Annotated in this window: 20 protein-coding genes and 1 pseudogene; 10 read left to right on the plus strand and 11 right to left on the minus strand. The window is 49.7% G+C overall.

All coding sequences use genetic code 11. The features are described from left to right. Positions 1 to 83 precede the first annotated feature (83 nt). From KNP03_RS04015 to KNP03_RS04025, 3 genes are read left to right on the plus strand one after another with little or no spacing between them, the layout of a single operon-like run. Positions 84 to 290 (plus strand): PLD nuclease N-terminal domain-containing protein, encoded by a 207-nt coding sequence (locus KNP03_RS04015; protein WP_214825617.1) that lies wholly within the window; start codon positions 84 to 86, stop codon positions 288 to 290. After that, positions 287 to 1,135, plus strand: a complete 849-nt coding sequence (locus KNP03_RS04020) for an ABC transporter ATP-binding protein (protein WP_214825619.1) — start codon at positions 287 to 289, stop codon at positions 1,133 to 1,135. Before KNP03_RS04015 ends, KNP03_RS04020 begins: the two co-directional genes overlap by 4 nt. Then, on the plus strand, positions 1,135 to 1,890 hold the full coding sequence (locus KNP03_RS04025; protein ID WP_214825621.1) for an ABC transporter permease: 756 nt from the start codon (positions 1,135 to 1,137) through the stop codon (positions 1,888 to 1,890). Before KNP03_RS04020 ends, KNP03_RS04025 begins: the two co-directional genes overlap by 1 nt. A gap of 29 nt (positions 1,891 to 1,919) precedes the next feature. Here KNP03_RS04025 and KNP03_RS04030 read toward each other — a convergent pair whose 3' ends face one another. Continuing rightward, positions 1,920 to 2,315, minus strand: coding sequence for a hypothetical protein (locus tag KNP03_RS04030; RefSeq protein ID WP_214825623.1), 396 nt, complete (start codon positions 2,313 to 2,315; stop codon positions 1,920 to 1,922). Positions 2,316 to 2,459: 144 nt separating this feature from the next. On the opposite strand from KNP03_RS04030, the gene KNP03_RS04035 reads away from it, so the two are divergent. The 3 genes from KNP03_RS04035 to KNP03_RS04045 are packed head-to-tail and all read left to right on the plus strand — an operon-like array spanning position 2,460 to position 5,624. Then, the gene (locus KNP03_RS04035) at positions 2,460 to 3,392 is read left to right on the plus strand and encodes an ABC transporter ATP-binding protein (RefSeq protein ID WP_214825624.1); all 933 of its coding nucleotides are present in this window, start codon (positions 2,460 to 2,462) and stop codon (positions 3,390 to 3,392) included. An 11-nt stretch (positions 3,393 to 3,403) separates the two neighbouring features. Continuing rightward, positions 3,404 to 4,537 (plus strand): ABC transporter permease, encoded by a 1,134-nt coding sequence (locus KNP03_RS04040; RefSeq protein ID WP_214825626.1) that lies wholly within the window; start codon positions 3,404 to 3,406, stop codon positions 4,535 to 4,537. Next, entirely contained in the window at positions 4,524 to 5,624 is a 1,101-nt protein-coding gene (locus tag KNP03_RS04045; RefSeq protein WP_214825629.1) for an ABC transporter permease, read from the plus strand. The genes KNP03_RS04040 and KNP03_RS04045 overlap by 14 nt, the downstream gene beginning before the upstream one ends. A gap of 88 nt (positions 5,625 to 5,712) precedes the next feature. Here KNP03_RS04045 and KNP03_RS04050 read toward each other — a convergent pair whose 3' ends face one another. After that, the gene (locus tag KNP03_RS04050; protein ID WP_240544473.1) at positions 5,713 to 8,406 is read right to left on the minus strand and encodes an HD domain-containing phosphohydrolase; all 2,694 of its coding nucleotides are present in this window, start codon (positions 8,404 to 8,406) and stop codon (positions 5,713 to 5,715) included. Positions 8,407 to 8,600: 194 nt separating this feature from the next. Here KNP03_RS04050 and KNP03_RS04055 point away from each other — a divergent pair, with 194 nt between their 5' ends. The 3 genes from KNP03_RS04055 (at position 8,601) to KNP03_RS04065 (ending at position 12,242) form a co-directional block, all read left to right on the plus strand. Continuing rightward, on the plus strand, positions 8,601 to 8,909 hold the full coding sequence (locus KNP03_RS04055; protein ID WP_214825631.1) for a PadR family transcriptional regulator: 309 nt from the start codon (positions 8,601 to 8,603) through the stop codon (positions 8,907 to 8,909). Positions 8,910 to 8,913: 4 nt separating this feature from the next. Then, positions 8,914 to 10,098, plus strand: coding sequence for a chromate efflux transporter (gene chrA, locus KNP03_RS04060; protein ID WP_214825633.1), 1,185 nt, complete (start codon positions 8,914 to 8,916; stop codon positions 10,096 to 10,098). A 287-nt stretch (positions 10,099 to 10,385) separates the two neighbouring features. Beyond that, positions 10,386 to 12,242, plus strand: coding sequence for an acyltransferase family protein (locus KNP03_RS04065; RefSeq protein WP_214825634.1), 1,857 nt, complete (start codon positions 10,386 to 10,388; stop codon positions 12,240 to 12,242). Between the two features lie 20 nt (positions 12,243 to 12,262). Here KNP03_RS04065 and KNP03_RS04070 read toward each other — a convergent pair whose 3' ends face one another. Next, positions 12,263 to 12,772: a YdcF family protein gene (locus KNP03_RS04070; RefSeq protein ID WP_214825636.1), complete on the minus strand. Its 510-nt coding sequence runs from the start codon at positions 12,770 to 12,772 to the stop codon at positions 12,263 to 12,265. 191 nt (positions 12,773 to 12,963) lie between these two features. Between KNP03_RS04070 and KNP03_RS04075 the strand changes: the two genes are divergently transcribed. Then, positions 12,964 to 13,257 carry a hypothetical protein gene (locus KNP03_RS04075; RefSeq protein ID WP_214825638.1) on the plus strand — a complete coding sequence of 98 codons (294 nt, stop codon included), beginning with the start codon at positions 12,964 to 12,966 and terminating at the stop codon, positions 13,255 to 13,257. A 57-nt stretch (positions 13,258 to 13,314) separates the two neighbouring features. Here the strand turns inward: KNP03_RS04075 and KNP03_RS04080 are convergent, their stop codons facing one another. From KNP03_RS04080 to KNP03_RS04115, 8 genes and pseudogenes are all read right to left on the minus strand, one after another. Beyond that, on the minus strand, positions 13,315 to 14,748 hold the full coding sequence (locus KNP03_RS04080; RefSeq protein ID WP_214825640.1) for a glycosyltransferase family 4 protein: 1,434 nt from the start codon (positions 14,746 to 14,748) through the stop codon (positions 13,315 to 13,317). Between the two features lie 38 nt (positions 14,749 to 14,786). Continuing rightward, positions 14,787 to 16,010, minus strand: coding sequence for a DHHW family protein (locus tag KNP03_RS04085; protein ID WP_214825642.1), 1,224 nt, complete (start codon positions 16,008 to 16,010; stop codon positions 14,787 to 14,789). Positions 16,011 to 16,022: 12 nt separating this feature from the next. After that, complete coding sequence (locus KNP03_RS04090; RefSeq protein WP_214825643.1) at positions 16,023 to 17,453, minus strand: MBOAT family O-acyltransferase; 1,431 nt, start codon at positions 17,451 to 17,453, stop codon at positions 16,023 to 16,025. 37 nt (positions 17,454 to 17,490) lie between these two features. Next, complete coding sequence (locus KNP03_RS04095) at positions 17,491 to 17,967, minus strand: hypothetical protein (protein WP_214825645.1); 477 nt, start codon at positions 17,965 to 17,967, stop codon at positions 17,491 to 17,493. A gap of 77 nt (positions 17,968 to 18,044) precedes the next feature. Further along, a complete protein-coding gene (wecB, locus tag KNP03_RS04100; RefSeq protein WP_214826237.1) occupies positions 18,045 to 19,145 on the minus strand; it encodes a non-hydrolyzing UDP-N-acetylglucosamine 2-epimerase in 1,101 nt (366 codons plus the stop codon). Positions 19,146 to 19,311: 166 nt separating this feature from the next. Beyond that, a pseudogene (tagH, locus tag KNP03_RS04105) lies at positions 19,312 to 20,088 on the minus strand (teichoic acids export ABC transporter ATP-binding subunit TagH); the annotation flags it as partial. Between the two features lie 7 nt (positions 20,089 to 20,095). Then, the gene (locus KNP03_RS04110; RefSeq protein ID WP_240544425.1) at positions 20,096 to 20,893 is read right to left on the minus strand and encodes an ABC transporter permease; all 798 of its coding nucleotides are present in this window, start codon (positions 20,891 to 20,893) and stop codon (positions 20,096 to 20,098) included. Between the two features lie 15 nt (positions 20,894 to 20,908). Further along, positions 20,909 to 22,198: a nucleotide sugar dehydrogenase gene (locus KNP03_RS04115; RefSeq protein WP_214825657.1), complete on the minus strand. Its 1,290-nt coding sequence runs from the start codon at positions 22,196 to 22,198 to the stop codon at positions 20,909 to 20,911. Between the last annotated feature and the right edge of the window lie 126 nt (positions 22,199 to 22,324).

Below are 22,324 nucleotides of genomic sequence, written 5' to 3' on the forward strand. Positions count from 1 at the left end.
TTTTTCTATTGAAAACAGGTGAAATCACTTATGTGTTGAATGTACACTGTAAGAGTACATATATAGAACCAGGAGGAATGGTTATGGAAATTCTGAATGATCCGAACAGGATGCTCCTTATTTTGTTACCGATCTTTATCCTTCAACTCGTTTTGCTCGTCGTCGCACTCATCGACTTGTCGAAACGGGAAGAAACGAACGGACCGAAATGGGTCTGGTTGCTCGTCATCTTCTTTATCAACATTTTAGGGCCAATCGTCTACTTCTTATGGGGACGGACGAAACGATGAAGGTGAACCATCTCACCAAACGCTTCGGTTCGTTCACGGCACTTGAGGATGTCAGCTTTACTTTGCGCCCCGGCTGCACCTCGTTACTCGGTGAAAATGGTGCCGGCAAGACGACGCTCCTCAATCTCCTCGCTCGTGTCACCGCACCGACAGCCGGCGACATCGACGGCCATGAATCCATCCGAATCGGATACTTACCGCAGCGACCTGCCCTGTATCCGTCCCTCACACCAGTCGAGACGCTTCAGTACGCGGCGGATTTGACCGGCACAAAACAGGTCGACCCGGTCAAATTATTGCAACGGGTTGGTTTGGAACCGGTTGACCGCCCGGCTTCGAATTTGTCCGGAGGCATGCGGCAACGTCTGGGCATCGCGCAGGCGCTCGTCCATGATCCTGAATTATTGCTACTGGACGAACCGGTCTCCGCCCTTGACCCGCGCGGTCGTCGGGAGGTCCTTGACTTGTTGAGCGATTTGAAGCGTGAGCGGATGATCCTATACTCGACACATGTGTTACCGGACGCAGAGGAAGCAAGTGACTGGGTCATGTTGCTAAGGCAAGGGAAGTTACTCATGGAAGGGACCGTCACCGACCTTCTCGGGGAAAAGTCATCGATCGAGCTGCGTTTGTTCGACGATCCGACGACCGAGAAGGATTGGGAAAACCTTTCCGGCGTGAAACAAGTGACCCGGTCCGGCACGACCTGGCGATTTGAAACGGTTGACCGCCACTTGTCTGAACGTGCGATCTTGAATCGTGTACTTGAACTGGGTGTCTCCATTCAATCGCTCCATGTCGGGCATCCTAGCCTCGAGTCGCTCTTCCTGGAGGTGAACGCCTGATGCGTATGGCCATTTTCAAACACGAATGGCGAGAGGCCTGGTCAAACAAACGACTCATTTGGATTCCGATCGCCCTCATGCTATTGGCAGCAATGCAGCCGGTCACGCTTTATTTTCTTCCGGACATCCTCGCCTCAGGCGGTAATTTCCCGGACGGGTCGGTGATTGAAATCCCGACACCGACGCCGGAAGAAGTACTCGTCGCCGTCAGTGAGCAATTGAGACAAATCGGTCTGCTCGTCGTCTTATTGTCTGCGATGCACACGTTCAGTCAAGAACGGACAAACGGGACACTCGCCTGGCTGAAGTCGCTCCATATTCCTGCGACACGAATCGTCATCAGTAAATGGGGGCATTATGCGTTGTTGACGCTCGGCGGACTCGTCCTTGCTCAAGCCTCGGCCGCATACTATACGATGATTTTGTTTGATGCATTTGATGTGGGTGATTTCTTCATTTCGACGTTACTCCTTTCTCTGCATTTCGTCGTCCAACTGTCCATTTTCTTTCTCGTCGCCGCTCTTCTAGAGAGTGGTGTCGTCGCAGTGGTCGTCACGCTAGGACTTCATTTCATCATGTCGATTCTGATCGGTTGGATTGACCTTGACTGGATGCCTTGGCGACTCGGTCCACTGTCAGGCGAAGTACTGATTGGGGACATCGAGCCATTGTGGCCGATTCTAACGAGTCTTCTCGTGATGGGCATTGCCCTTACACTCGCGTCGAAGAAGTTGCAATTTTTAAGTAAGACATAAGAAAACGAGCTCGATTTGAGCTCGTTTTCTTACATATCATGCTCTTTGATCAACACACGAAAACGCGGACGGACCATCAACTCGATTGTCGTCACGGTCCGTTTACGGTCTTCTGTCATGACAATCAGCAGCTCACCATGATCACGCCGGTCTTCCAAAATCTCGACCTTCCCGACCGTACGGAGCAACTGATAGTACAATAAATCGCCATCCCGATTTTTAATATTGACCTCGAATTCATGATAACTCGGAGAAATTTTAAAATAAAACGTCTCTTCCCCGTTGGTGAACCGAAAGATAGATTCATCGTAGTAAAACGGTAACGACGAATCCATTCGTTTCGGTTCGACCGTACAAAATAAGGCCCATGCCATTTCGTCTGGGAACGACTCGCCTTCTTTTTTATTGAACTGCCATCCTTTCATGTCGGGTCCCTCGCTTCACAACGGTTAATTTTCTGAATTATTCGACTATTATACCTCTTTCGATACACTATTCAAAATTCCTGCAAACGGGAAGAAAACTTTATACGTCCTCCCCGTTATTGCTTCAGCGAAAGGAGCATCCTCATGCCGATTATTGAACTCGACCACATTACAAAACGATTCGGTGACACCGTCGCCTTGAACGATCTTAGCCTTCGGGTGGAGCCGGGTGAGCTGTTCGGTTTACTCGGACCAAACGGCGCCGGCAAAACGACCGCCATCTCGGTCATGCTCAACCTGTACCCGGCCGACAGCGGCACCATTCGAATCTTCGACCAATCGATGCCAAAAGATGAGCTCGCCATCAAACGCCGGGTCGGGATCGTCCCGCAACACGTCTCCGTCTACGATCAATTGACCGTCTATGAAAACATTCAATTCTTTGCGGAGTTGTATGGCTTCAGTCCGACGGAAGCAAAACAAAAAACGGAGGCTGCCATCGCTTTCGTCGAATTGACGGCCCATCAAAAAAAGCGGCCGCCTGAGTTGTCCGGTGGTCTGCTTCGGCGCCTCAATATTGCATGCGGCATCGTTCACGAGCCTGAACTCATCTTCATGGATGAACCGACCGTCGCCATCGACCCGCAATCCCGCAACACGATTCTTGAAAACATCCGGGAATTGAACCGTCGCGGTGCCACGATTATTTATACGTCACACTATATGGAAGAAGTCGAGATGCTGTGCGATCGCGTCGCCATCGTCGATGAAGGGAAAATCATCGCAGAAGGCACACAAGATGAGTTGAAGGACCGCGTCATGACGCTCGAGACCGCTCGCATCAAAGTGGACGCGTTGACGCCAAATTTACTCGAACGCATCGAATCACTCGAACACGTGCAAAAAGTCGAGTATGAGGAACCCTTCATCGAAGTATCACTCGATAAAGATACTCCGCTTGCCCCGCTTCTAGACACGCTTCATCAAGAACATGTTCACTTCACATCCATTACCGTCGACCGTCCCTCTTTGAACACCGTCTTCCTCGCTTTGACGGGCAAGACGCTCCGGGAATAGGAGGCACACCTATGTGGACATTCATCAAATACGATGTCAAACAGCGGATGCGTGACCGGGCGACAATCTTTTGGATGCTGATTTTCCCTTTGATTTTAATTTTCGGACTGGGGACGATGCTGTCGGCGGTTTTCAGCGACGAATTTAAACTTCCCGTTACCGATGTCGCCTACGTCGAATCCTCGACCGACCAATATCGCGAACCGCTCGAATCGTTTTTAACGGATGAGGACATTCAAGCGTTCATTCGCCTCGTCCCGTACGACAGTCTCGAAGAAGCCGAAACGGGCGTCAATGATGGAGACGCGGATGTCATCCTGCAGTTAGACGGAAGTGATTTGACGCTCCTCTACGAAGAACCGGCCACAATCGAGTTTGACGTGCTGGAGGCCATTCTGACGCAGTACACCGCGATTGCCAACCAACAGATCTCTCTTGCCGAGTCTGGTGTCGCTGCCCCGTATGAAAACGAAAATTGGCTCGACAGCGAGAGCGTCGACCTATCAGGGAAGACACCGAGTTCACTTGAGTACTTCACAGTCACCATCTCGATCATGACCGCCCTCTTCGGCTCCTTTTACATCACGGCCATGGCGCGGGAAGAACAACCGAATACAGGAAGTTACTTGCGGATTCAGGCGGCACCGGTCCAAACGATTCAATATCGGCTCGCCCGAACCGTCAGCCGTTACGTCATCATTCTGCTCCAGCTCATTCTGTTGTTTTGGTTCAGTCATTTCGTTTACCGCACGTTCGATTTATCAAACGTCCAGTTCGGGACCCTTTTCCTGTCCTGGCTGGCCATTACCGCCTATGGTGTCACGGTCGGGTTTGTCATCGTCAGCCTGCCGAAATTGAGCTATACGACGAAAGACGCGGTCGTCAATGGATTTGTCGCGATCATCATGATCTTATCCGGCGGGTACGTGCCGGGATTTGATCAAGTCACGCTTCATTACGCACCGTGGGCCGAGTACGTGTTCATGCCGATCTTTATGCGGGACGGTATGCTTGCCATCCTATTACGTGACGGGGACACCACCGTCTTCTGGCAAAGCCTCGGACTCCTCGGGATTCATTTGATCATCCTTGGCACGATCAGCTATCTTCTCGCGAAAGGAGCGAAACGCCATGGTGCTCATTAAACACGTCGCCAAACGAATGCTGAGGAAGAAAGGACTTTGGGTCTTCACTTTCGTTTCGATGTTCGGCTTCGCCCTCATCCTCTCCTTCGTCGGGGGCACTTCGAGCTTGAACGCCTCCGTCGGCGTCGTCGACCGGGATGAAGGATTGATGGCAGAACGATTGATTGAAGAGGCAGAACGTTTCGGACGCGTCACCCTGCTCGAATCAAACAGTGAAGATGTGTTACTAGAAGGTGAAGACATCGTCCTTGTCATCCCGGAAGGTTTCACAGATCAGCTATTCGCCGGAGAACAACCGACACTATCCTTCTCCGCAATCGAAGGAAGTGACGCCGCGCTCATCGAACAAGCGTTAAACGGACACCTCTCCCGGGAACGCCAATTACTCATCGCGAGCGATTACGATCCGGATCAATTCATCGCCCTCGCCGACCGGGAAAGCGAAAACGGCTACACGTTGTCGACTGAACCGTTTCAAGAGAGTGTCGCCACGACGGCTCGTACCCAAGCTTTCTTCGGATTGCTGTCGTTCATTATGATGTCGGCGTTTCTTCAGTTTATCCCGATTTTTGTCGCAGACGACCGGGACGAGTCCATCTATGCACGTTTATTCGCCTCACCCGTCACGCCGCGGCGCTATTTCGCTTCATTGTTGCTCGCTTTTTACATCGTCGGGTTCGTCTATGTCCTGCTGCTCCTCGGTGTGAGCCTTGCCTTATACGGTCAGGATGTGTATGAACACTTCCCGACATTACTCGCGCTCTTCTCGACCTATTTGCTCACATGTCTCGCCATCGGCTCCTTGATTGCCGTTGCCGCCTCGAATCGGGAAAAAGCGAACATCTGGCAAATCTCTGTCACGATGGCCTCCGCCATCACCGGCGGTGCGTTCATCAGCCTCAATTGGCTCCCTGAATCACTCACGCTTGTCGGACGGTTCCTGCCGACGTATTGGCTGAACGACGGGGTCATTACGATGTATGAAGGGCAGTTCCCGTTCCTGTCTCTCGGCGTTTTGATTATGATGACGGGAGTCGTTTTCCTGACTACGTTGCTCGTCCTGAAAAAACGCCCGCTCACTGCCTAAATCAAATCGAGTCCCCCTGTCTAGAGGAGGACTCGATTTTTCGTTTTGATTTCTTCACAATCACCCGCATCAAAAAAGACCGACAGATTTAGTCGGTCTTTGCAAGGTCTATTGTCGGCACAACTTTTTTGAAGAAAATTTCGACAAGCGCCGGGTCAAATTGTCCCCCGGACTCATTCTGAATCAGTTGTAACGCCTCTTCTAATGATTTTGCCTGACGGTACGGTCTTCCCGTCACCATGACATCGAATGTGTCGGCGATGGCGATCATTCTCGAGGCGAGTGGAATCTCGTAGTCGCTAAGCCCTTTCGGATAACCCTTCCCGTCCCACCGTTCGTGATGGGCCAACACGATTTCTGACAACGACATGTATTCGGGCACCGTGCTCAAAATATTATAGCTGATTTCGGGGTGGCGCTTGATTTCCCGCCACTCCGCATCTGTCAGTGGACCGGACTTGTCTAAAATCTCGTTACTAATGGCCACTTTCCCGATATCATGCAGGATAGCGGCTGTCCGAATCTCATTCACTTCGGATCCCGTGAATCCCATCGCTTCCGCGAGCATCCCGGAGTAGTTCGCGACACGTTGGGAGTGCGCCTCCTCGCGTGGTATTTTCTCGTAAAGCGTTCGCATGATCAGTTGAATCGAATGGTGACGTCGGCTCTGTTTCTCCGACACTTTATGATGATACATCCGGTCTTCCGCCAAGTTAAAGACGTCCGTTAGCGAAAGTGTGAAATCCTCTTTCACTGCTTCACCGAAGGAAGCGGAAATCGGCAGACCTTCCACCGTCTGTTGTGTGAACAGTCGGCTCAACCGGTCTGAAATCTGTTTCGCCTCTTCGAGCGTCGTGTCCGGAGACAGGATGACGAACTCATCGCCTCCGATGCGGGCGACTTGATCCTTCACACGGAGCTCCTGTTTTAAGATGCTGGCCGCCTTGACCAACAGCTCATCTCCAATCAGGTGACCGAACGCGTCATTCGTCAATTTCAGACCATTGATGTCAATGACGATGAGAGAGAGCGGAAAATGTCTTTCTTCATCGAATTCAGAGAGTGTCTCTTCAAAGTAACGACGGTTTTTGACACCGGTCAATTGGTCGTGATAGCTCAAGTATTCGATTTCTTTTTCGTATTTTTTCTTCTCGGTGATGTCACCGATGTATCCGTGCCAAAGCACGTGGTGGTCCGCAATCTTTTCCGGACGTGACGACCCTAAAATCCAGACCAAACGCCCGTCCCGTGTGTAGACACGGAACTCGGCGTCCCAAATCGTCAATTCAGAATAAGATTTTTCGATTGAGCGCATGACCCGCGGAAAATCCTCGGGATGGATTTGACTAAATACCACATCTGCATCCGCCATGATCTCCTCTGACGTGATCCCGAGCAGTTCTTCCAAACCCCGGCTAAAGAACGGAAAGTTGAACGTCGCGTCCGGTAACAGTTCGAACTGATAAATCGCTCCCGGTACCTGATCGGAGAGTTTCGTCAGTAAGCGGTCGCGTTCCGCGAGCTTTTCTTCCAGTTGAATCCGGTCCGTCACATCTTTTGCGACTGCGTAAATATAATTTCCTTGTACTTTACTATGCCACTCGATGGAACGGTATTCCCCATCCACCGTTCGGTAACGATTGACAAACCGGAACTGTTCTCCATGTCTCTTCAGTGCCCGGAAGGAAGCTTCAGTCTTCTCGACATCGTCCGGGTGAACCAATTCACGTATATCCATGTTCTCCAAGTCTTCCAGCGTGAACCCGAGGATTCGCTCCCAAGACTTGCTCAGATGAAGTACACTTCTTGTTTCCAGGGAGAGAATGCATTCGAGGTCGACGGTAGCAAACCCTTCAAACATGGATTGTTTCGTCTCGCCCACCTGATGATCCGCTTTTGTCAATTGTTCCAGGACATGGACCAAGTACAGTTCGACGAGCCCCAACCGGTTCGCCGGCTTGTCTTTCTCCATAACAATCGTCAAATCGCCGTAAAAGATGCCGTCTTTTTCAATCTTAAAGAGCACAATCTCTCCGAACGAGAAAATGCGCATCAGATTCCGGACGAGCCGTTTCGGCAATACTCCATCAATCAACGGATCGAGCGTCTCAAACTGGAGCGGATTATTTTGTTCGTACAATTTCCGTCTTTCTGCAGTAATCGGCCATTTTTTCCCAACCGGATGAAATCCGAGAATGTCCAAGCTTCTCTCAATCATCTCATCGACTCCAGACAAGGCAACGGTCGTGTAATGGTCTCCATCCTCATCCATCAAGTTGAGTGAGACCGCCTTCGCTCCGGTGAAATCCCGAATTTGATCGAGAAAATGCTGGTTAATCAGTAAATCACGTCCCGTCGACACAAACCGATGGGAGACGTTGACGAGTTGCTTGAGGGCATTGTTCTCTTGGACATGACGTGTAATGTCATGAAAAGTCGTCGTGACATATCCGGGACGTTCGCTGAAAACAGACATTTCAAACCAGGCCTTATTACGACGTGAAAAGTGCTCAAACGTCACCGTTCCCCCATCACTCACGACCCGGGCGACTTGGACGAGCCATTCCCGTTCGCTGTATTCAAAGTCTTTCAACATTTCTGTCACACGTGCACCGATAAAATGATCTCGCTTCATTTTCATGATCTTCTCAAACGAAGGATTCACTTCATGGAACTCATAATCAATCGGCTCAGAAGTGTCGTCGTAAATGACTTTGAACTCGACGTAACCTTGTGGCATATGCCGCAACAGCGTGGTGTATGAAGATTGATCTTGATTCATCACGTCCGTTCACTCCTTCACGTTATCTCTCTATGTTAGTTTACCGCATATTCGCTTCATTCCCTATTTTTTCCGAAACAACCTTTCGATGACCGCTTCAATTCCAAACATTCATCTGTTGCTCCGGTTTTTGATTCACGTTATACTGATTTCGAAATCCGATATCGAAATTCGATTTTAAGGAGTGAATTCATTTGGAAGACCGCGTCCTGCGTAAGCTCTTTTTAGGTTTTATTCATATTCATATTTTGCATCATGCTGCCGAACATCCGGTATATGGGGCATGGATGGTCGAAGAATTAAAAGGCCACGGCTATGAAATCAGTGCCGGAACCTTGTATCCGATCTTACATGGAATGGAGAAAGACGGTCTTCTCGTTCGAACAAACGAGACGGTCGACGGTCATGTCCGAAAGAATTATGCGACGACGGAGAAAGGACTCCTCATTTTAAAAGAGGCCCGTCAAAAAGCTTATGAGCTATTCAAAGAAATCAAGGAGTGATGGTATGACTACACAACGTGTGACGCTTAAAACGTTACTCGAAATTCTAATCGTATCGACCCGACTCGGGTTGACCTCGTTCGGTGGGCCGGTCGCCCATCTCGGTTATTTTCACGAGGAGTATGTAAGACGTCGTAAATGGATGGACGAGAAAGCCTACGCCGACCTCGTCGCGCTTTGTCAGTTCCTTCCCGGACCGGCGAGCTCACAGGTCGGGATTGGCATCGGGATCGTGCGGGGCGGTGTTTTAGGGGGCATCACGTCATTCATCGGGTTCACCACCCCATCCGTCATCGCCTTGATCTTGTTCGCCCTATTCGTATCCGGTTTAGATGTGACAGATGCCGGATGGTTATACGGGTTGAAAGTCGTCGCTGTTGCCATCGTTGCCCATGCGGTCATGGGAATGGCCGGAAAATTGACGACAAACACGAAGACACGTACGATCGCTTTCTTCGCTCTCGCCGCGGTCCTGTTATGGCAGACCACCTATAGTCAGGTACTCGTCATTCTCATCGCCGGACTGGTCGGATACCGGTTATTCAAACCGGAGAGCTCAACCGGTCAATCGACAGCCTTTCCACTTTCTAAACGTCTGGGCGCGACGCTTCTTTCGATTTTTGGCGCCTTGCTCATCGTGCTACCGCTGTTACGGGAAACGGTGGAGCTGCAGGCCGTCGCGTTATTTGACAGCTTTTATCGTGCGGGAGCACTCGTCTTTGGAGGCGGCCACGTCGTCTTGCCGCTCCTTGAGCGCGAGCTTGTGCCTGCCGGCTTTTTAAGTGAAGAAGCGTTCCTTGCCGGTTACGGGGCTGCCCAGGCCGTACCTGGTCCGCTCTTCACGTTCGCTTCTTATCTCGGGACGGTCATTGCCGGTGTCCCGGGTGGACTGCTCGCGACGTTCGCCATCTTTTTACCGGCGTTCCTCCTCATTCTCGGGGCACTCCCTTTTTGGAACGCCCTTCGTCATCATCCAAAAGTGGCCGGCGCATTGGTTGGGGTGAACGCCGCCGTTGTTGGAATCCTCGTTGCAGCCTTTTATCAACCAATCTTTACGAGTACGATTCACGATGCAGTCGATTTCGTCTTTGCCGCTTTCCTGTTTGTCATGATTGCTTACTGGAAACTCCCGCCTTGGGTCCTTGTACTCGTCGGTGTAGTCGGCGGGATGATCATCGGCACACTCTAAATTTAAGGAACCTGTTCCCGCTTCGACCGTAGACATCCTTCGTCTACGGTTTTTTGTCGATCAATCGTATGACACCAGGACCATTAAGACGACATCTCGCCTTGACGACTCGTCCTGTTTCTATGTGCACAAGCCTGTCTGATCATCTGTCCAGTTTTTTAAGTAGGACGTGATATTTGATTGTTAATCTTTTGAAACCTTTGCGCAATCGATGCTCGTTATACTGAAGAATGGATTCTAAAAAAAGGGAAATGTCCACTTTTAGTAGATAGAAAGGAAGTGGGGACATGCAACCGTTGCATCATACAAAATCGACCTACATGCCTGGACTCGACGGCTTGCGCACGTTCGCTGTCCTGTCCGTGATTTTATATCATTTAAATGCACCTTACATATCGGGAGGATTCCTCGGTGTGGATGTCTTTTTCGTCCTATCCGGTTACCTGATCACCGGCATCTTGATACGGGAATGGACGAAAACCGGCACGATTGATTTGAAGCGGTTTTATATCGCCCGTTTCCGTCGTCTCTTGCCTGCCCTTCTTCTCATGCTGTCGCTCGTCATGTCGTATGTGACGATAGTTGATCAAGCACTGTTGGAGACGGTACGTCAGGATTCGCTGGCTGCACTGGCTTACGTGAACAACTGGTGGTACATCTTCCATGACGTCTCGTACTTTGAGAGTTTTGGGAAACCGTCACCACTCCAAAACCTTTGGTCGCTCTCAATCGAGGAGCAGTTTTATGCGGTATGGCCGCTCTTGTTGCTTTTCGGGCTCGCGTTCCGCAAACGATTGCTTCAGCTCGGGGCAATGCTGTTGTTCATATCCGCCGGATGGATGGCGTTTCGTTACGTGCCTGAGTCAGATCCGAGTCGCGTCTATTACGGGACAGATACCCGTTTATTCGCGCTCCTCGTTGGCGCCATGCTCGCCTTTGGCTGGCGGCCTGACACCTTCAAGCATAAGATGCCGACGATCGGTCGCCACATTTTGAATGTCGCCGGTGGATTGTCGCTTCTCACGCTCCTGATCATTATGGTGAACGTGAGCGCCTATGACGGGTTCTTGTACTATGGTGGCTTTTTATTGATCGCCTTTGCTTCCGGCTTACTCATCGCCGCCAGCGCCCACCCGTCGACGATTTGGTCCCGTTTCTTCGGGAATACCTGGCTGCGCGCAATTGGGCAACGTACGTACGGGATTTATTTGTGGCATTACCCGGTCATCATCCTATCGACACCGCTCGAACAGCTCGGGACGTTTCAACCGGTACTTGCGCTCAGTCAAGTCGTGTTGACCCTCCTGATTGCAGAAGGTTCTTACCGCTTCATAGAAACGCCGATTCGAAAGAACGGGTTCAAAGCGACACTTCGTCAAATGGTTTCTACGGCGTCACATCCGGGTGGGCGAATTGCTGCGACGACCCTCGTCACGGCGCTCTCGCTCGTTCTCGTTGGCAACTTGACGATTTTGGCATTCTCGGAGCCGAAGGAAGAAAAAGAAGAGATTCCAATCGTCAAAGTACCTGCTGCCATCAAACAGGACGTTCCAGATGAAAAAGAGCCGGAACACCCGACAGATGATTCTTCTGAAAACCATTCACCACGGGATGAAGAAGAAAAACTACCGGTCGAACCGTCTGAGCCAGCATCTGCTGAGGCTCAGGCATGTCCACCTGCGCTCGCCATCGGGGATTCGGTCATGCTCGGATTGAACGAGTATCTTGCCGACGCATTCCCGAACATGGAAATCGATGCAGAAATCGGCAGACAAGTGAGGGACGCCTTGGACGTAGCCGATCAATACGGTTCGTATAACGCACCAGGGCATGTCGTCTTCCTTCACCTTGGAACAAACGGTGCCTTCAAGATGGAACAACTTGAAACATTGATTGAGAAGTTTGAGCGGGCAGATCGAATTTATTTGATCAACACCCGTGTCCCGCGACCATGGGAAAGTGAGGTCAATGAAAAGCTTGAACGCGCGAGCGAACTTCATGACCAGGTCGACCTCATCGATTGGCACGAGTCCTCGATTGGCAAAGAGGCCTATTTCGAAGGAGACGGTGTCCATCTCAACGTTGAAGGGGCAACAGCGTTCGGTGACCTGCTAACTGAACATATTGAATGTACGACAAAATAGGCGTTTGCTCTCGCAAACGCCTATTTTTTGATGGTCCGCCTCCAGATGAAATAACGGATAAAAAGCTTCACGTACGCAAGAACCTCTCGAACGGTATACTTCACCCTCGTAAGTGAAGGCGTCGAGGCATATAAGGCATCTGTTTTGAGTCCGAAATATAGTTTGCCGATCAATCGGGCGCGCCGGACATGAAAGTCATTCGTCACGATGGTAAGCCCAGGCTCGCCTTTCCAAATCAATTGACTGTGCGCATAATTTTCATACGTGGAAGTCGATGTCGTCTCGATGTGAATGCGTTCCGGTGCAATCCCCCGGACCTGAAGTTCACGCTTGATCACAAGTGCCTCGGCCATTCCTTCATCCGGTCCTTGTCCTCCTGTAGCAATCAGTTCGACATGAGGGAACCGTTTTGCGTAAGATGCCGCAGCGTCAATTCGCCGACGAAGTGCCCGGGACGGGGACTTGCCATTTACCTTCGCCCCGAGGACGAGGACGTATCGATACGTCCCATCCGCCTGTTGTTTCGTCATTCCAAACCCCTCGCTTCATATTTGCTCTGTCCTCACTTTACTCAAACTGCGGTCAATTTGCACACAATCCAAACAACTGTTTCAAAATATAGTAAAAATTATTTAAGCTTCTATGAAAATTCAGTTCCAAACATCCATAATTTGTTTTATGATGAGAGAGGTAATACTTTTCAGGGAGGAACTGGTGAAGTGTGAAGAATTCAGAAAAATGGTTATCGACCCGCTTTTTGTACAAGCGGGACACGCAATTATTTGCCGAGATCGAGGTCATCGAGCTCGACCCGACACAATATAAGTTCGTGATTCACCCGACTCCGTTCGGTGCAGGGGAATCGCCTTATATGCAACACGGTCCACTCGACTCTGCACAGCTCCCTTCCGACTTCGAGGATGTAAACCGTGTATACAGCAAACAACTGGATTGCTTGCGGGCCGCAACACGACTTGTGTCATCTATCGGATCCGCTCGCTTTACCTTCCATTGATATCAAAAATCCGGAGACGCCTGCAAAGGCTCTCCGGATTTTTTTATCCCCGCTCCATCATGCAAAAAACTTCCCGATTGGGTGCTTTTTGACACGTTCGATTTGGGATCTCAATTCTTCAGCACTCAATTGAAACTCATCACGTTGCTGTACGGTCTCTTGCGCTGACTGTCTCAACGTTTCAAGCTCTTTTTCCAGTGCTTTGATTGTTTTTTCTTGTTCGCGAACCGTTCGATTTGCTGCGATTAAATCACGTTTGACTTGATTCGTATTGCGACGTGCTTCGTCCCGTTCGTCACGGATTTTAACACGTTGCTTTTCCTTCGTTTCAAGCTTCCCTTCCAACAAGTGGGAAGAACGGAAATAGTGTAACTGTTCGTAACGATGGAATGGGTACATGTCATGAAAATCCACAACAGGACCGCCTTCACTCATCACTGCCTGAAACAGTTCGACCAATTGTCGTTGTGACTGCTCGTCACGGAAATGTTCGTCCACTAATTTAACAGAGAAAGATGCAATCTCACGTCTGAATGACTCGTCCACTAATCGCAGGATCTCGTCTCCGATTTGACCAGACGTATAGCCATCATACTTTGTTCCAATACCACCAAAATTCGTACCCGCAATCGATTGCCACGTCTCCGGTGTAACGAGTCCCTGATACCCTTTGCTTCCGACAGCGATTGTCGGTTTTCCGACAGCCATCGCTTCAAGGGCTGAACGTCCTGGCGCTATGATGAAGTCCGCACGACGCATGGCCTGTGGTAACTCTTCTTGATTCAACCATCCGAGCCATTCCATGCTCTGTCCTGTTCCTGCGAGCGCTTCTTCATACCGGGCTTCGTATTTCTCGCGTTGTGTGCCGTCACCAATGACGATCCAATCAATCGGTAACGATTTCACACGTTCGTCTTTTAGCGCATCTAAGAAGACGTCTAAAATAAAGAGCTTGTCTGCATCCAGACGTGATGTGAACAATCCAACCAGCCGTTCCGACGGTTGTGATTCGTCAGTCGGAACGAATGAATCCGACACACCATTTGTAATGACTTGTACTTTTTCTTCGACCTCCGGACAAATCTCAACTAAGTAAGCAGCAATTTGTTCGGAGACAGCAATGATGCGCGATACACTTTGGTGGTATTGCTGAATATCATCGTGATACATGCCATGGATGACAAGGACGAACGGAATTTGGTTCGCTTCCGCCACCGCCAGTCCGAGTTGACGAGAATCGAACGGATGGGCATAGACCACATCGTAAGATTGAACTCGGACCTGCTCGATGACACGTTTCACATCATCGGTTGAATAATCTGTCTCGATGACTTGTCCACCTAATGTTCGAACTTCTTCGGCGAACGGGCCTGGTTTACATACTACAGTCACGTCATGTCCTTCACGTAATACATGTTTGACTGAGGACAAAATGTGTAAATGAAGACCACCCATTGCGGAATGGAAAAATACCGGAAGCAAAATATTCATCATCGCTACCTACTTTCTTTTCAAGTTAAACTGCCGCGTTACAAACCTGCTCGATACATTGAACCGAGACCGGTAATCCGGTCATTGTGTACGAATACCACAGCATCGACATCATTCTCTTTTGCGTAATCCGAAATACTGACGTCATAATCGTCGAAGTAGCGTACATCGAGCGCAGAGACCGTTCCAAATGATTCACCGAGGTAACCGAGTACCGGGTTGGCATACGAGTCTTTTAAGACAAGAATATGATAATCGTTTTTCGGGTCAGTCTGTTCGATTTTCGCCTGGGCATAGTTGTCACCCATGAACAAGTTGTAGTAATTCGTGAACTTCTTCGGATTTTTCAAGACATCTTTGTCCAGTACGCTATGCCCACAATCCTCATCCCCATTATGACACACGGTCGTCGTGACGCCGCCTTTTGGCTCGAGGTAAGTGAATGTATCTGGAGATTCGACGTATGGCATCGAGATCTCACGCGCGTGAGACCCGTAGAATGGGCCATCGACCGATTTTTGCTCCATGTCGTCCATTGTCAACACCGGCGCATCCGGAAACTCTTCTTTCAACGCTTCCATGATTTGACCGTATGCCAAAAATGCTCCTTCAGGACGCCAATGGTGGTCGGTTTTGAAATAGATTTCTTTTCCGGGCTTGTCCCCGAGCGTATCTTCTAAATCGATGAGCGGGATGCCCGCCTCTTCAATCCGTTCATGGAGCTGGCCGCGGTTTGCTCCGTCCGCTGATTCGATATACGGCGGGAATAAGTTTTGTCGCGTTGCATAAACCGGCTTACTCGGTGCCGAAGCAAAGTAATAGGAAATCCCGGCTTCATCCATTTCTTTCTTGAAGTCTTTGAAGAACACTCCGAGTGAAGAGTAACGACTTGCGCGCGGGGCTGGTGCATATAATACGCCATCAATGCTGATGACCCCATTATTCATTTGTTGCTGCAACACATTTCGTTGTACCCAGGCCTGCGTTTCAATCCAGAAGTAGCGTTCGAAAACCTGATCGTTCGCCGACTTCTCGAATTGTTCCATATACGTGCCGTCTAAAATGGTTTCAGCCGATGCCTCAGGTCGCTGGGCAAGCATCCGCCCTTCGCTGGAAGAACGCGCTTGTTCTGTCCCAAACGCATATACGGCCAATCCGTAAAACAGTGTTCCGAGGAAGCCAATCAATAGAATACTGTTGACCACCCAAGAGATGCGTCGTTTTTTTGAACGAACTAAATCGCTTTTGGTTTGTTGTTCCATTGTCAGCCCTCCTTAGAACCGGAAATAAATAAATGGGTTGAATGTGCTCGATACGACATACGAAATCGAAATTCCGAAGATGAATAAGATGTACGCCGCACGGGCTAACCCTGCGCTCACCGCAAGTACAGGACGGTCCGTATTCACTTCATGACGCATGAAACGCGCGACCGCATACTTCGGCAGTGGCGTCGCGGCAATCATCGAAAGTACGAGAATCGTTCCATACTGCACGATATAGAAATAGGCCGTTTGGTCGAACAGTTCACCACCATGTAACCCGAACATGACCTGGAGATAATCGATGGCATATGTGAAGTCATCGGCACGGAAGAATACCCAACCGATAATGACAATAAAGAGCGTAAACGCATGGGCGAACCACGCCGGCCACGCCGCAATCCATTTTCCGAGAAATGCCCGTTCCAGCATGATGAAGACCCCGTAATAAAGTCCCCACGCGATGAACGTCCAGCTCGCTCCGTGCCATACCCCGGTCAGTAACCATACGATCGTCAGATTGCGATACGTCTTCCATGCCCCGTTCCGGTTCCCACCGAGTGGAATATAGACGTAGTCACGGAACCAACTCCCGAGTGAGATGTGCCAACGACGCCAAAATTCTGATACTGACTTCGAGATATATGGATAGTTGAAGTTCTCAAGGAAGTGGAAACCGAACATCCGTCCGAGACCGATGGCCATATCCGAATAACCTGAGAAGTCAAAATAAATTTGAAGGGAATAGGCGATGACTCCAATCCAGGCGAGCGTCGTCGACAAATCACCTGCCGATTGCCCGAATACCTGGTCTGCGACATATCCACAACTGTTCGCCAGGATCATTTTCTTCCCGAGTCCGATGACGAAGCGTTGAATTCCCGAAACGAAATCGTCCACCGTCTCCCGACGGTCCACAATTTCATCGGCTACCGTCTGATAGCGTACGATCGGACCGGCAATCAACTGCGGGAAGAACGAGACGTACAGTGCCAAATCAAATAGGTTTTTCTGTAGTCGTCCATCATTCCGATAGACATCGATCACGTAACTCATCGCTTGGAACGTAAAGAAGGATATTCCGAGCGGAAGTGGAATCTCCGGGTCATTCAGTGAGAAACCGAACACCGAATTGACGTTCTCCACGAAGAAGCTCGCATATTTGAAGACTCCGAGCATTCCCAAGTTCCCGATGACCATGAGACTCATCGTCCATTTGATTTTCTTCGCATCGTCCCGATACTTGTCGACCATAAACCCGAACACATAGTTCATCAAAATCGAAGCAAGCATGATTAAGACGAATCTCGGTTCACCCCAGGCGTAGAAGAATAAACTTGCCAAAAGTAAAATTGTGTTTTTTAACCAGCGTGGTGACACAAAATAAACGAGTAGCACGACGGGTAAGAAATAAAATAAAAATACCGTGGAACTAAATAACATACCGAGTGGTCCCTTTCTCCTTTAAGACTTGTTCCGATTAATGAAATGTTACATAGAGGTCATCAAATCGTACAGTGGCCGGGTCGAGTGTTTCGACGATGTATTTATAAGACATCTTGAAATATTTGGCCCCATCGACTTGCAAGACGACTTCCTCAATCGGATTATTCCCTGGGTTTAACGTGAGCGGGAAACGTTTATTCGATAATCGCTCATCATCTGAGTACTGCATGACGTACAGTTCGAGTCGAACGGTGCGATCGCCTTCGACATATATGGACGTCTTCACTTCCATCTCTTCGCCTTCTTCCATCTTGGCATCATTCAGGAAGATTTTAGACGGTGGGATTTCAAACTTTAAGTCGAACAATTGAACATAAATAGAGTCTTTTAATGTTTGTGGTAAGAATGTGACTTCCGTCTTGTATTCTTCTTCGCGCATTGACAAGTTGTTCTTTTGAGTTCCGCGTGGATAATAGTGATAAATCGCGGGACGAATCCGCTTCGTTGTCATGGAAGCACCTCCAAATGTAAGGATGATATAGAAAAGAGTTGCTGTGCGGGGCACAAAACAACTCTATTCGTTTTCATTTAGTTAGCAAGGATGGCATCGACGATTCGGCGTGACGCCTCACCATCACCGTAAGGATTCGATGCTTGTGACATCGCTTTGTACGCTGCTTCATCAGACAAGAGCTCGTCCGCGAGCGAGAAGATGTTCTCTTCTTCGATTCCCGCGAGCTTGAGCGTTCCTGCTGCGACACCTTCCGGGCGCTCTGTCGTGTCACGAAGAACGAGGACAGGTACACCGAGTGATGGCGCTTCTTCCTGAACGCCGCCTGAGTCTGTCAAAATCAAGTGTGACGTCGCCGCATAGTTGTGGAAATCAAAGACGTCAAGCGGCTCGATCAAGTGAACGCGGTCGATGTCGTGTAGAATCTCGTTCGCGAGTTCACGGACGACCGGGTTCATGTGGACTGGATACACGACTTCGATGTCGTCATATTTTTCAATCAAGCGACGCACGGCACGGAACATGTTGCGCATCGGCTCTCCCAAGTTTTCACGGCGGTGTGCCGTCAACATGACGAGACGGCGACCTTGTGAACGGATGCTGTCGAGCAATTCGCTCGCATAGTCATCACGGACCGTCGTCTTAAGCGCGTCGATCGCGGTGTTCCCTGTGACGAAAATCGTCTCTTCTTTTTTCCCTTCACGAAGGAGGTTATCGCGTGACGTGTCGGTTGGAGCGAAATGAAGGTCGGCCATGACACCTGTCAATTGGCGGTTCATTTCTTCCGGGAATGGCGAGTATTTGTTATGCGTGCGAAGACCCGCTTCGACGTGACCCACAGCGACTTGGTTGTAGAAAGCTGCAAGCGACGCCGCAAATGTCGTCGTTGTGTCTCCGTGGACTAGGACGATATCCGGCTTCGTTTCGGCGATGACCTCGCCCATTCCTTTCAGTACACGTGACGTGACATCGTAAAGTGTTTGTTTATCTTTCATGATGTCGAGGTCATAGTCCGGTTTGATCTCAAACAACTGAAGCACCTGATCAAGCATTTGACGGTGCTGTGCCGTTACGACAACAATCGGTTCTACCCCTTCACGTTTCTTCAACTCGAGTACGAGTGGTGCCATTTTGATGGCTTCTGGTCGCGTCCCAAAGACGGTCATGACTTTTTTCATAGGTCGTTTCGCACGGTATAACATCCCCGTGCTTCCTCCTCCCAAATCCTTACGTCACATCGCTCGATACGGAGACCGAGGCATGACGTGTTTTTAGTTGTTCTTCCGTATGCGGTGGCAGAATGTACGTTTCACCGAGTTCTGTTGCGTCGACGACTGTTGTACGACGTTTCAACTTGTCGGCTTTGAACGCATCCTGTTGTTCTTTCGATAGACTGCGGAACCATTTCAAGAATTTATTGTATTCCTGGACGACTTCATTGACCGGACCGTACTCACGGACTTCGCCAAACTCGAGCCAGAGCCCGAGTGTACAGAACTGACGTACCTGTGAGACCGAGTGGCTGATGAAGAAAATCGTCTTGCCGCGATCTTTGAACTCGTTCATTTTCGTGAGACATCTGTCTGTGAACGTTTGGTCCCCGACAGACAACGCCTCATCAATGACCAGGATATCCGGGTCAACGTTGATGGAAATCGCAAACCCGAGACGGGATTTCATTCCGCTCGAATACGTCTTGACCGGTTGATGAATGAAGTCCCCGATATCGGCGAACTCAATGATCGTCGGTGTCAGATCGATGATTTCCTGCTTCGTCATCCCGAGCATCAACCCTTTGAGTTCGATGTTCTCGAGTCCCGTCAAGTTCCCATTGAGTCCGGAAGAGATGGCAATCAGTGCCGTCTTTCCGTGAAGCTCAATCTTCCCATGAGTCGGGGGCATGACGTCCGCAAGCAAGTTCGACATCGTCGACTTTCCGGACCCGTTGATTCCAATAATCCCTACTACCTCTCCTGGCGGCACTTCAAACGAGACATTCCGAAGTGCATAAAACTGTTTGCCTCCCGCCTTGCTGAAGAAAATTTCCTTCAGCTTATCGGTCGGCTTGTTGTATAGGGTATATCGCTTCGATACGTTTTCGAATTTAACCTGATACATAATGTCCTCCTCAAATATAATCGATGAAGTGTCGACGGAATCGTAAGTGAATCATCGACCCGACGAAGAAGAGAACGAGGACGATGGCCCAATAATAGAGGCCGTAAGCCCAGTTAGTCGCCAACCAGTCTGTCCCGAGGAACATAGACCGATATCCTTCGACTAAGTAGTAAAGTGGATTGACTTGAAGGATATTCGCGAGCTTCGCCGGCGGCACCCAAAAAATTGGTGTCAAATACATCAACATCCGCATCATCGACTGGAGCAGGTTTTGAATATCGCGCACGATTGTCGTAAGCGCGGATGTGATCAAGGCAAGTGAATAGAGTAGTGCCAGTGCACTAAACGCTAAATAAATAAACCAAAGCGAATGCAGCCCCATCGGGAATCCGAACGCCCACATTAAAATAAACGATACGCCGACCAACGCCACGTGGCGGTAGAAGAGCGCGAGCAGGACGTATGCCGGAATCGTCGAGATTGGGAAGCTCATTTTGGAGACCATGCCAATTTTTGAATACACGGACCGGGCCGTCGAGGTGATTGCCGCGGCAATAAAGAACCAGACGACAATCCCGGCGACCAACCATGGCAGAAACGGCACGCCATCAATCGGCCTGCCGCTTCGAATACCAAATCCAAATACGAACCAATAAACTCCAATCTGCAATAACGGTGTGACGAACTCCCATAAAAATCCGAGGTACTGCATCGAGTTGTTACTTTTCGTCTCGTACGTGGCGAGACGGAAAATCAAGTAGAGACTCGACTTTAGCTCTGAAAGAATAGCTTTCGCGGATTTAAACATGTTCATTCACCTGAATCAAAGAACGAGATTCGTTTCCTTTGTATATTTGTAAAGGTTACCGTAGTTGACGACTGCCACGTCTTCACCGCTCGCTTTGACGATGTTGCGTGTGTCGAAGATCATCGGACGACGCATTGACGCCTGAAGCTCCGCGAAATCAAGCGCTTTGAACTCATTGTGGTCAACGAGAACGAGGACGAGGTCCGCATCTTTGATCGCTTCTTCTTTCGAGACGAGCTCGAAACGGCTAGATGTCGACTTCTCGACGTGTGCATCGTGAACCGAGATGTTCACACCACGGTCGAGCAAGATTTCAGCGATTTCAACCGCTGGGCTCTCACGCATGTCGTCGACGTTTCCTTTGTATGTCACACCAAAGACCGCGACTTTCGCGTCTTCGATTCCAGCAGTCAACTTTTGAACGTTGTCTGCGACGTAGTGTGGCATCGAGACGTTCGTCTCACGTGACAAGTTGATGATCTTCGCGAGCTCAGGTGACTTCGCGACGATGAAGTATGGGTCAACCGCGAGGCAGTGTCCACCGACACCAGGACCCGGGCTGTGCAAGTTGACACGTGGGTGCTTGTTCGCCATCTCGATGACGTCAAGGACGTTGATGTCAAGGTCGTTACATACTTTTGCAAGTTCGTTCGCGAGTGCGATGTTGACGTCACGGAACGTGTTTTCCATGAGTTTTGACATTTCTGCCGTCTTCGCATCCGTTTTCACGATCTCACCTTCAACGAATGTGCCGTAGACGCGTGCGCCTGCTTCTGCACATTCTGTCGTGATCCCACCGACGATGCGGTTGTTGTGTACGAGCTCATGAAGGATTTGTCCAGGCAATACGCGCTCTGGGCAGTGAACGAGGAAGATGTCCTCACCAACGACGAAGCCAGCTTCTTCAACGAGCGGCTTGACGAAGTCGTCCATCGTACGTGGTGCGATTGTCGACTCGACGATGATGACGTTGCCTTTTTCAACGAACGGCAACACTTTGCGTGTCGCGTCCAAGACGTACGTCAAGTCACAAGATTTATGCTCGTCCGCATTGTTTGGTGTTGGGACGGCGATGATGAATGCATCTGCTTTCTCAGGTGTGAGTGATGCACGGAACTTCCCTTTTGCCACGACGTCTGCGACCATTTCGCCGAGACCTGGCTCTTCAATGTGGATTTCACCACGGTTCAATTTATCAACAACATGTTGTGAAATATCGACTCCGACGACGTCGACGCCATAGTTCGCAAAGACAGCCGATGTCGGTAATCCGATATATCCAAGACCTACTGTACATACTTTCATTGTGTCGTAACCTCCAAATGTTTTGATGCGCTTTTTAAACAGCGCATTGTCCATCATTTTATTTCACATTCGATAATAAAACAATACTCATTATACTCTTGAACAATTCTTTGGTGCAATTACATT

This window comes from Exiguobacterium algae (genome assembly GCF_018617875.1).
Classification (GTDB): Bacteria; Bacillota; Bacilli; order Exiguobacteriales; family Exiguobacteriaceae; genus Exiguobacterium; species Exiguobacterium algae.

Excerpts from the sequence above, each read along its gene's own strand:
- KNP03_RS04035 (WP_214825624.1), top strand. The coding sequence starts at position 2,460 with ATGCCGATTATTGAACTCGACCACATTACAAAACGATTCGGTGACACC.
- KNP03_RS04110 (WP_240544425.1), bottom strand. The coding sequence starts at position 20,893 with ATGTTTAAATCCGCGAAAGCTATTCTTTCAGAGCTAAAGTCGAGTCTC.
- wecB (WP_214826237.1), bottom strand. The coding sequence starts at position 19,145 with ATGAAAAAAGTCATGACCGTCTTTGGGACGCGACCAGAAGCCATCAAA.
- KNP03_RS04030 (WP_214825623.1), bottom strand. The coding sequence starts at position 2,315 with ATGAAAGGATGGCAGTTCAATAAAAAAGAAGGCGAGTCGTTCCCAGAC.
- KNP03_RS04080 (WP_214825640.1), bottom strand. The coding sequence starts at position 14,748 with ATGAATATTTTGCTTCCGGTATTTTTCCATTCCGCAATGGGTGGTCTT.
- KNP03_RS04045 (WP_214825629.1), top strand. The coding sequence starts at position 4,524 with ATGGTGCTCATTAAACACGTCGCCAAACGAATGCTGAGGAAGAAAGGA.
- KNP03_RS04040 (WP_214825626.1), top strand. The coding sequence starts at position 3,404 with ATGTGGACATTCATCAAATACGATGTCAAACAGCGGATGCGTGACCGG.
- KNP03_RS04095 (WP_214825645.1), bottom strand. The coding sequence starts at position 17,967 with ATGACAACGAAGCGGATTCGTCCCGCGATTTATCACTATTATCCACGC.
- KNP03_RS04020 (WP_214825619.1), top strand. The coding sequence starts at position 287 with ATGAAGGTGAACCATCTCACCAAACGCTTCGGTTCGTTCACGGCACTT.
- KNP03_RS04050 (WP_240544473.1), bottom strand. The coding sequence starts at position 8,406 with ATGAATCAAGATCAATCTTCATACACCACGCTGTTGCGGCATATGCCA.
- KNP03_RS04115 (WP_214825657.1), bottom strand. The coding sequence starts at position 22,198 with ATGAAAGTATGTACAGTAGGTCTTGGATATATCGGATTACCGACATCG.
- KNP03_RS04085 (WP_214825642.1), bottom strand. The coding sequence starts at position 16,010 with ATGGAACAACAAACCAAAAGCGATTTAGTTCGTTCAAAAAAACGACGC.
- KNP03_RS04070 (WP_214825636.1), bottom strand. The coding sequence starts at position 12,772 with ATGACGAAACAACAGGCGGATGGGACGTATCGATACGTCCTCGTCCTC.
- KNP03_RS04015 (WP_214825617.1), top strand. The coding sequence starts at position 84 with ATGGAAATTCTGAATGATCCGAACAGGATGCTCCTTATTTTGTTACCG.
- KNP03_RS04090 (WP_214825643.1), bottom strand. The coding sequence starts at position 17,453 with ATGTTATTTAGTTCCACGGTATTTTTATTTTATTTCTTACCCGTCGTG.
- KNP03_RS04065 (WP_214825634.1), top strand. The coding sequence starts at position 10,386 with ATGCAACCGTTGCATCATACAAAATCGACCTACATGCCTGGACTCGAC.
- chrA (WP_214825633.1), top strand. The coding sequence starts at position 8,914 with ATGACTACACAACGTGTGACGCTTAAAACGTTACTCGAAATTCTAATC.
- KNP03_RS04025 (WP_214825621.1), top strand. The coding sequence starts at position 1,135 with ATGCGTATGGCCATTTTCAAACACGAATGGCGAGAGGCCTGGTCAAAC.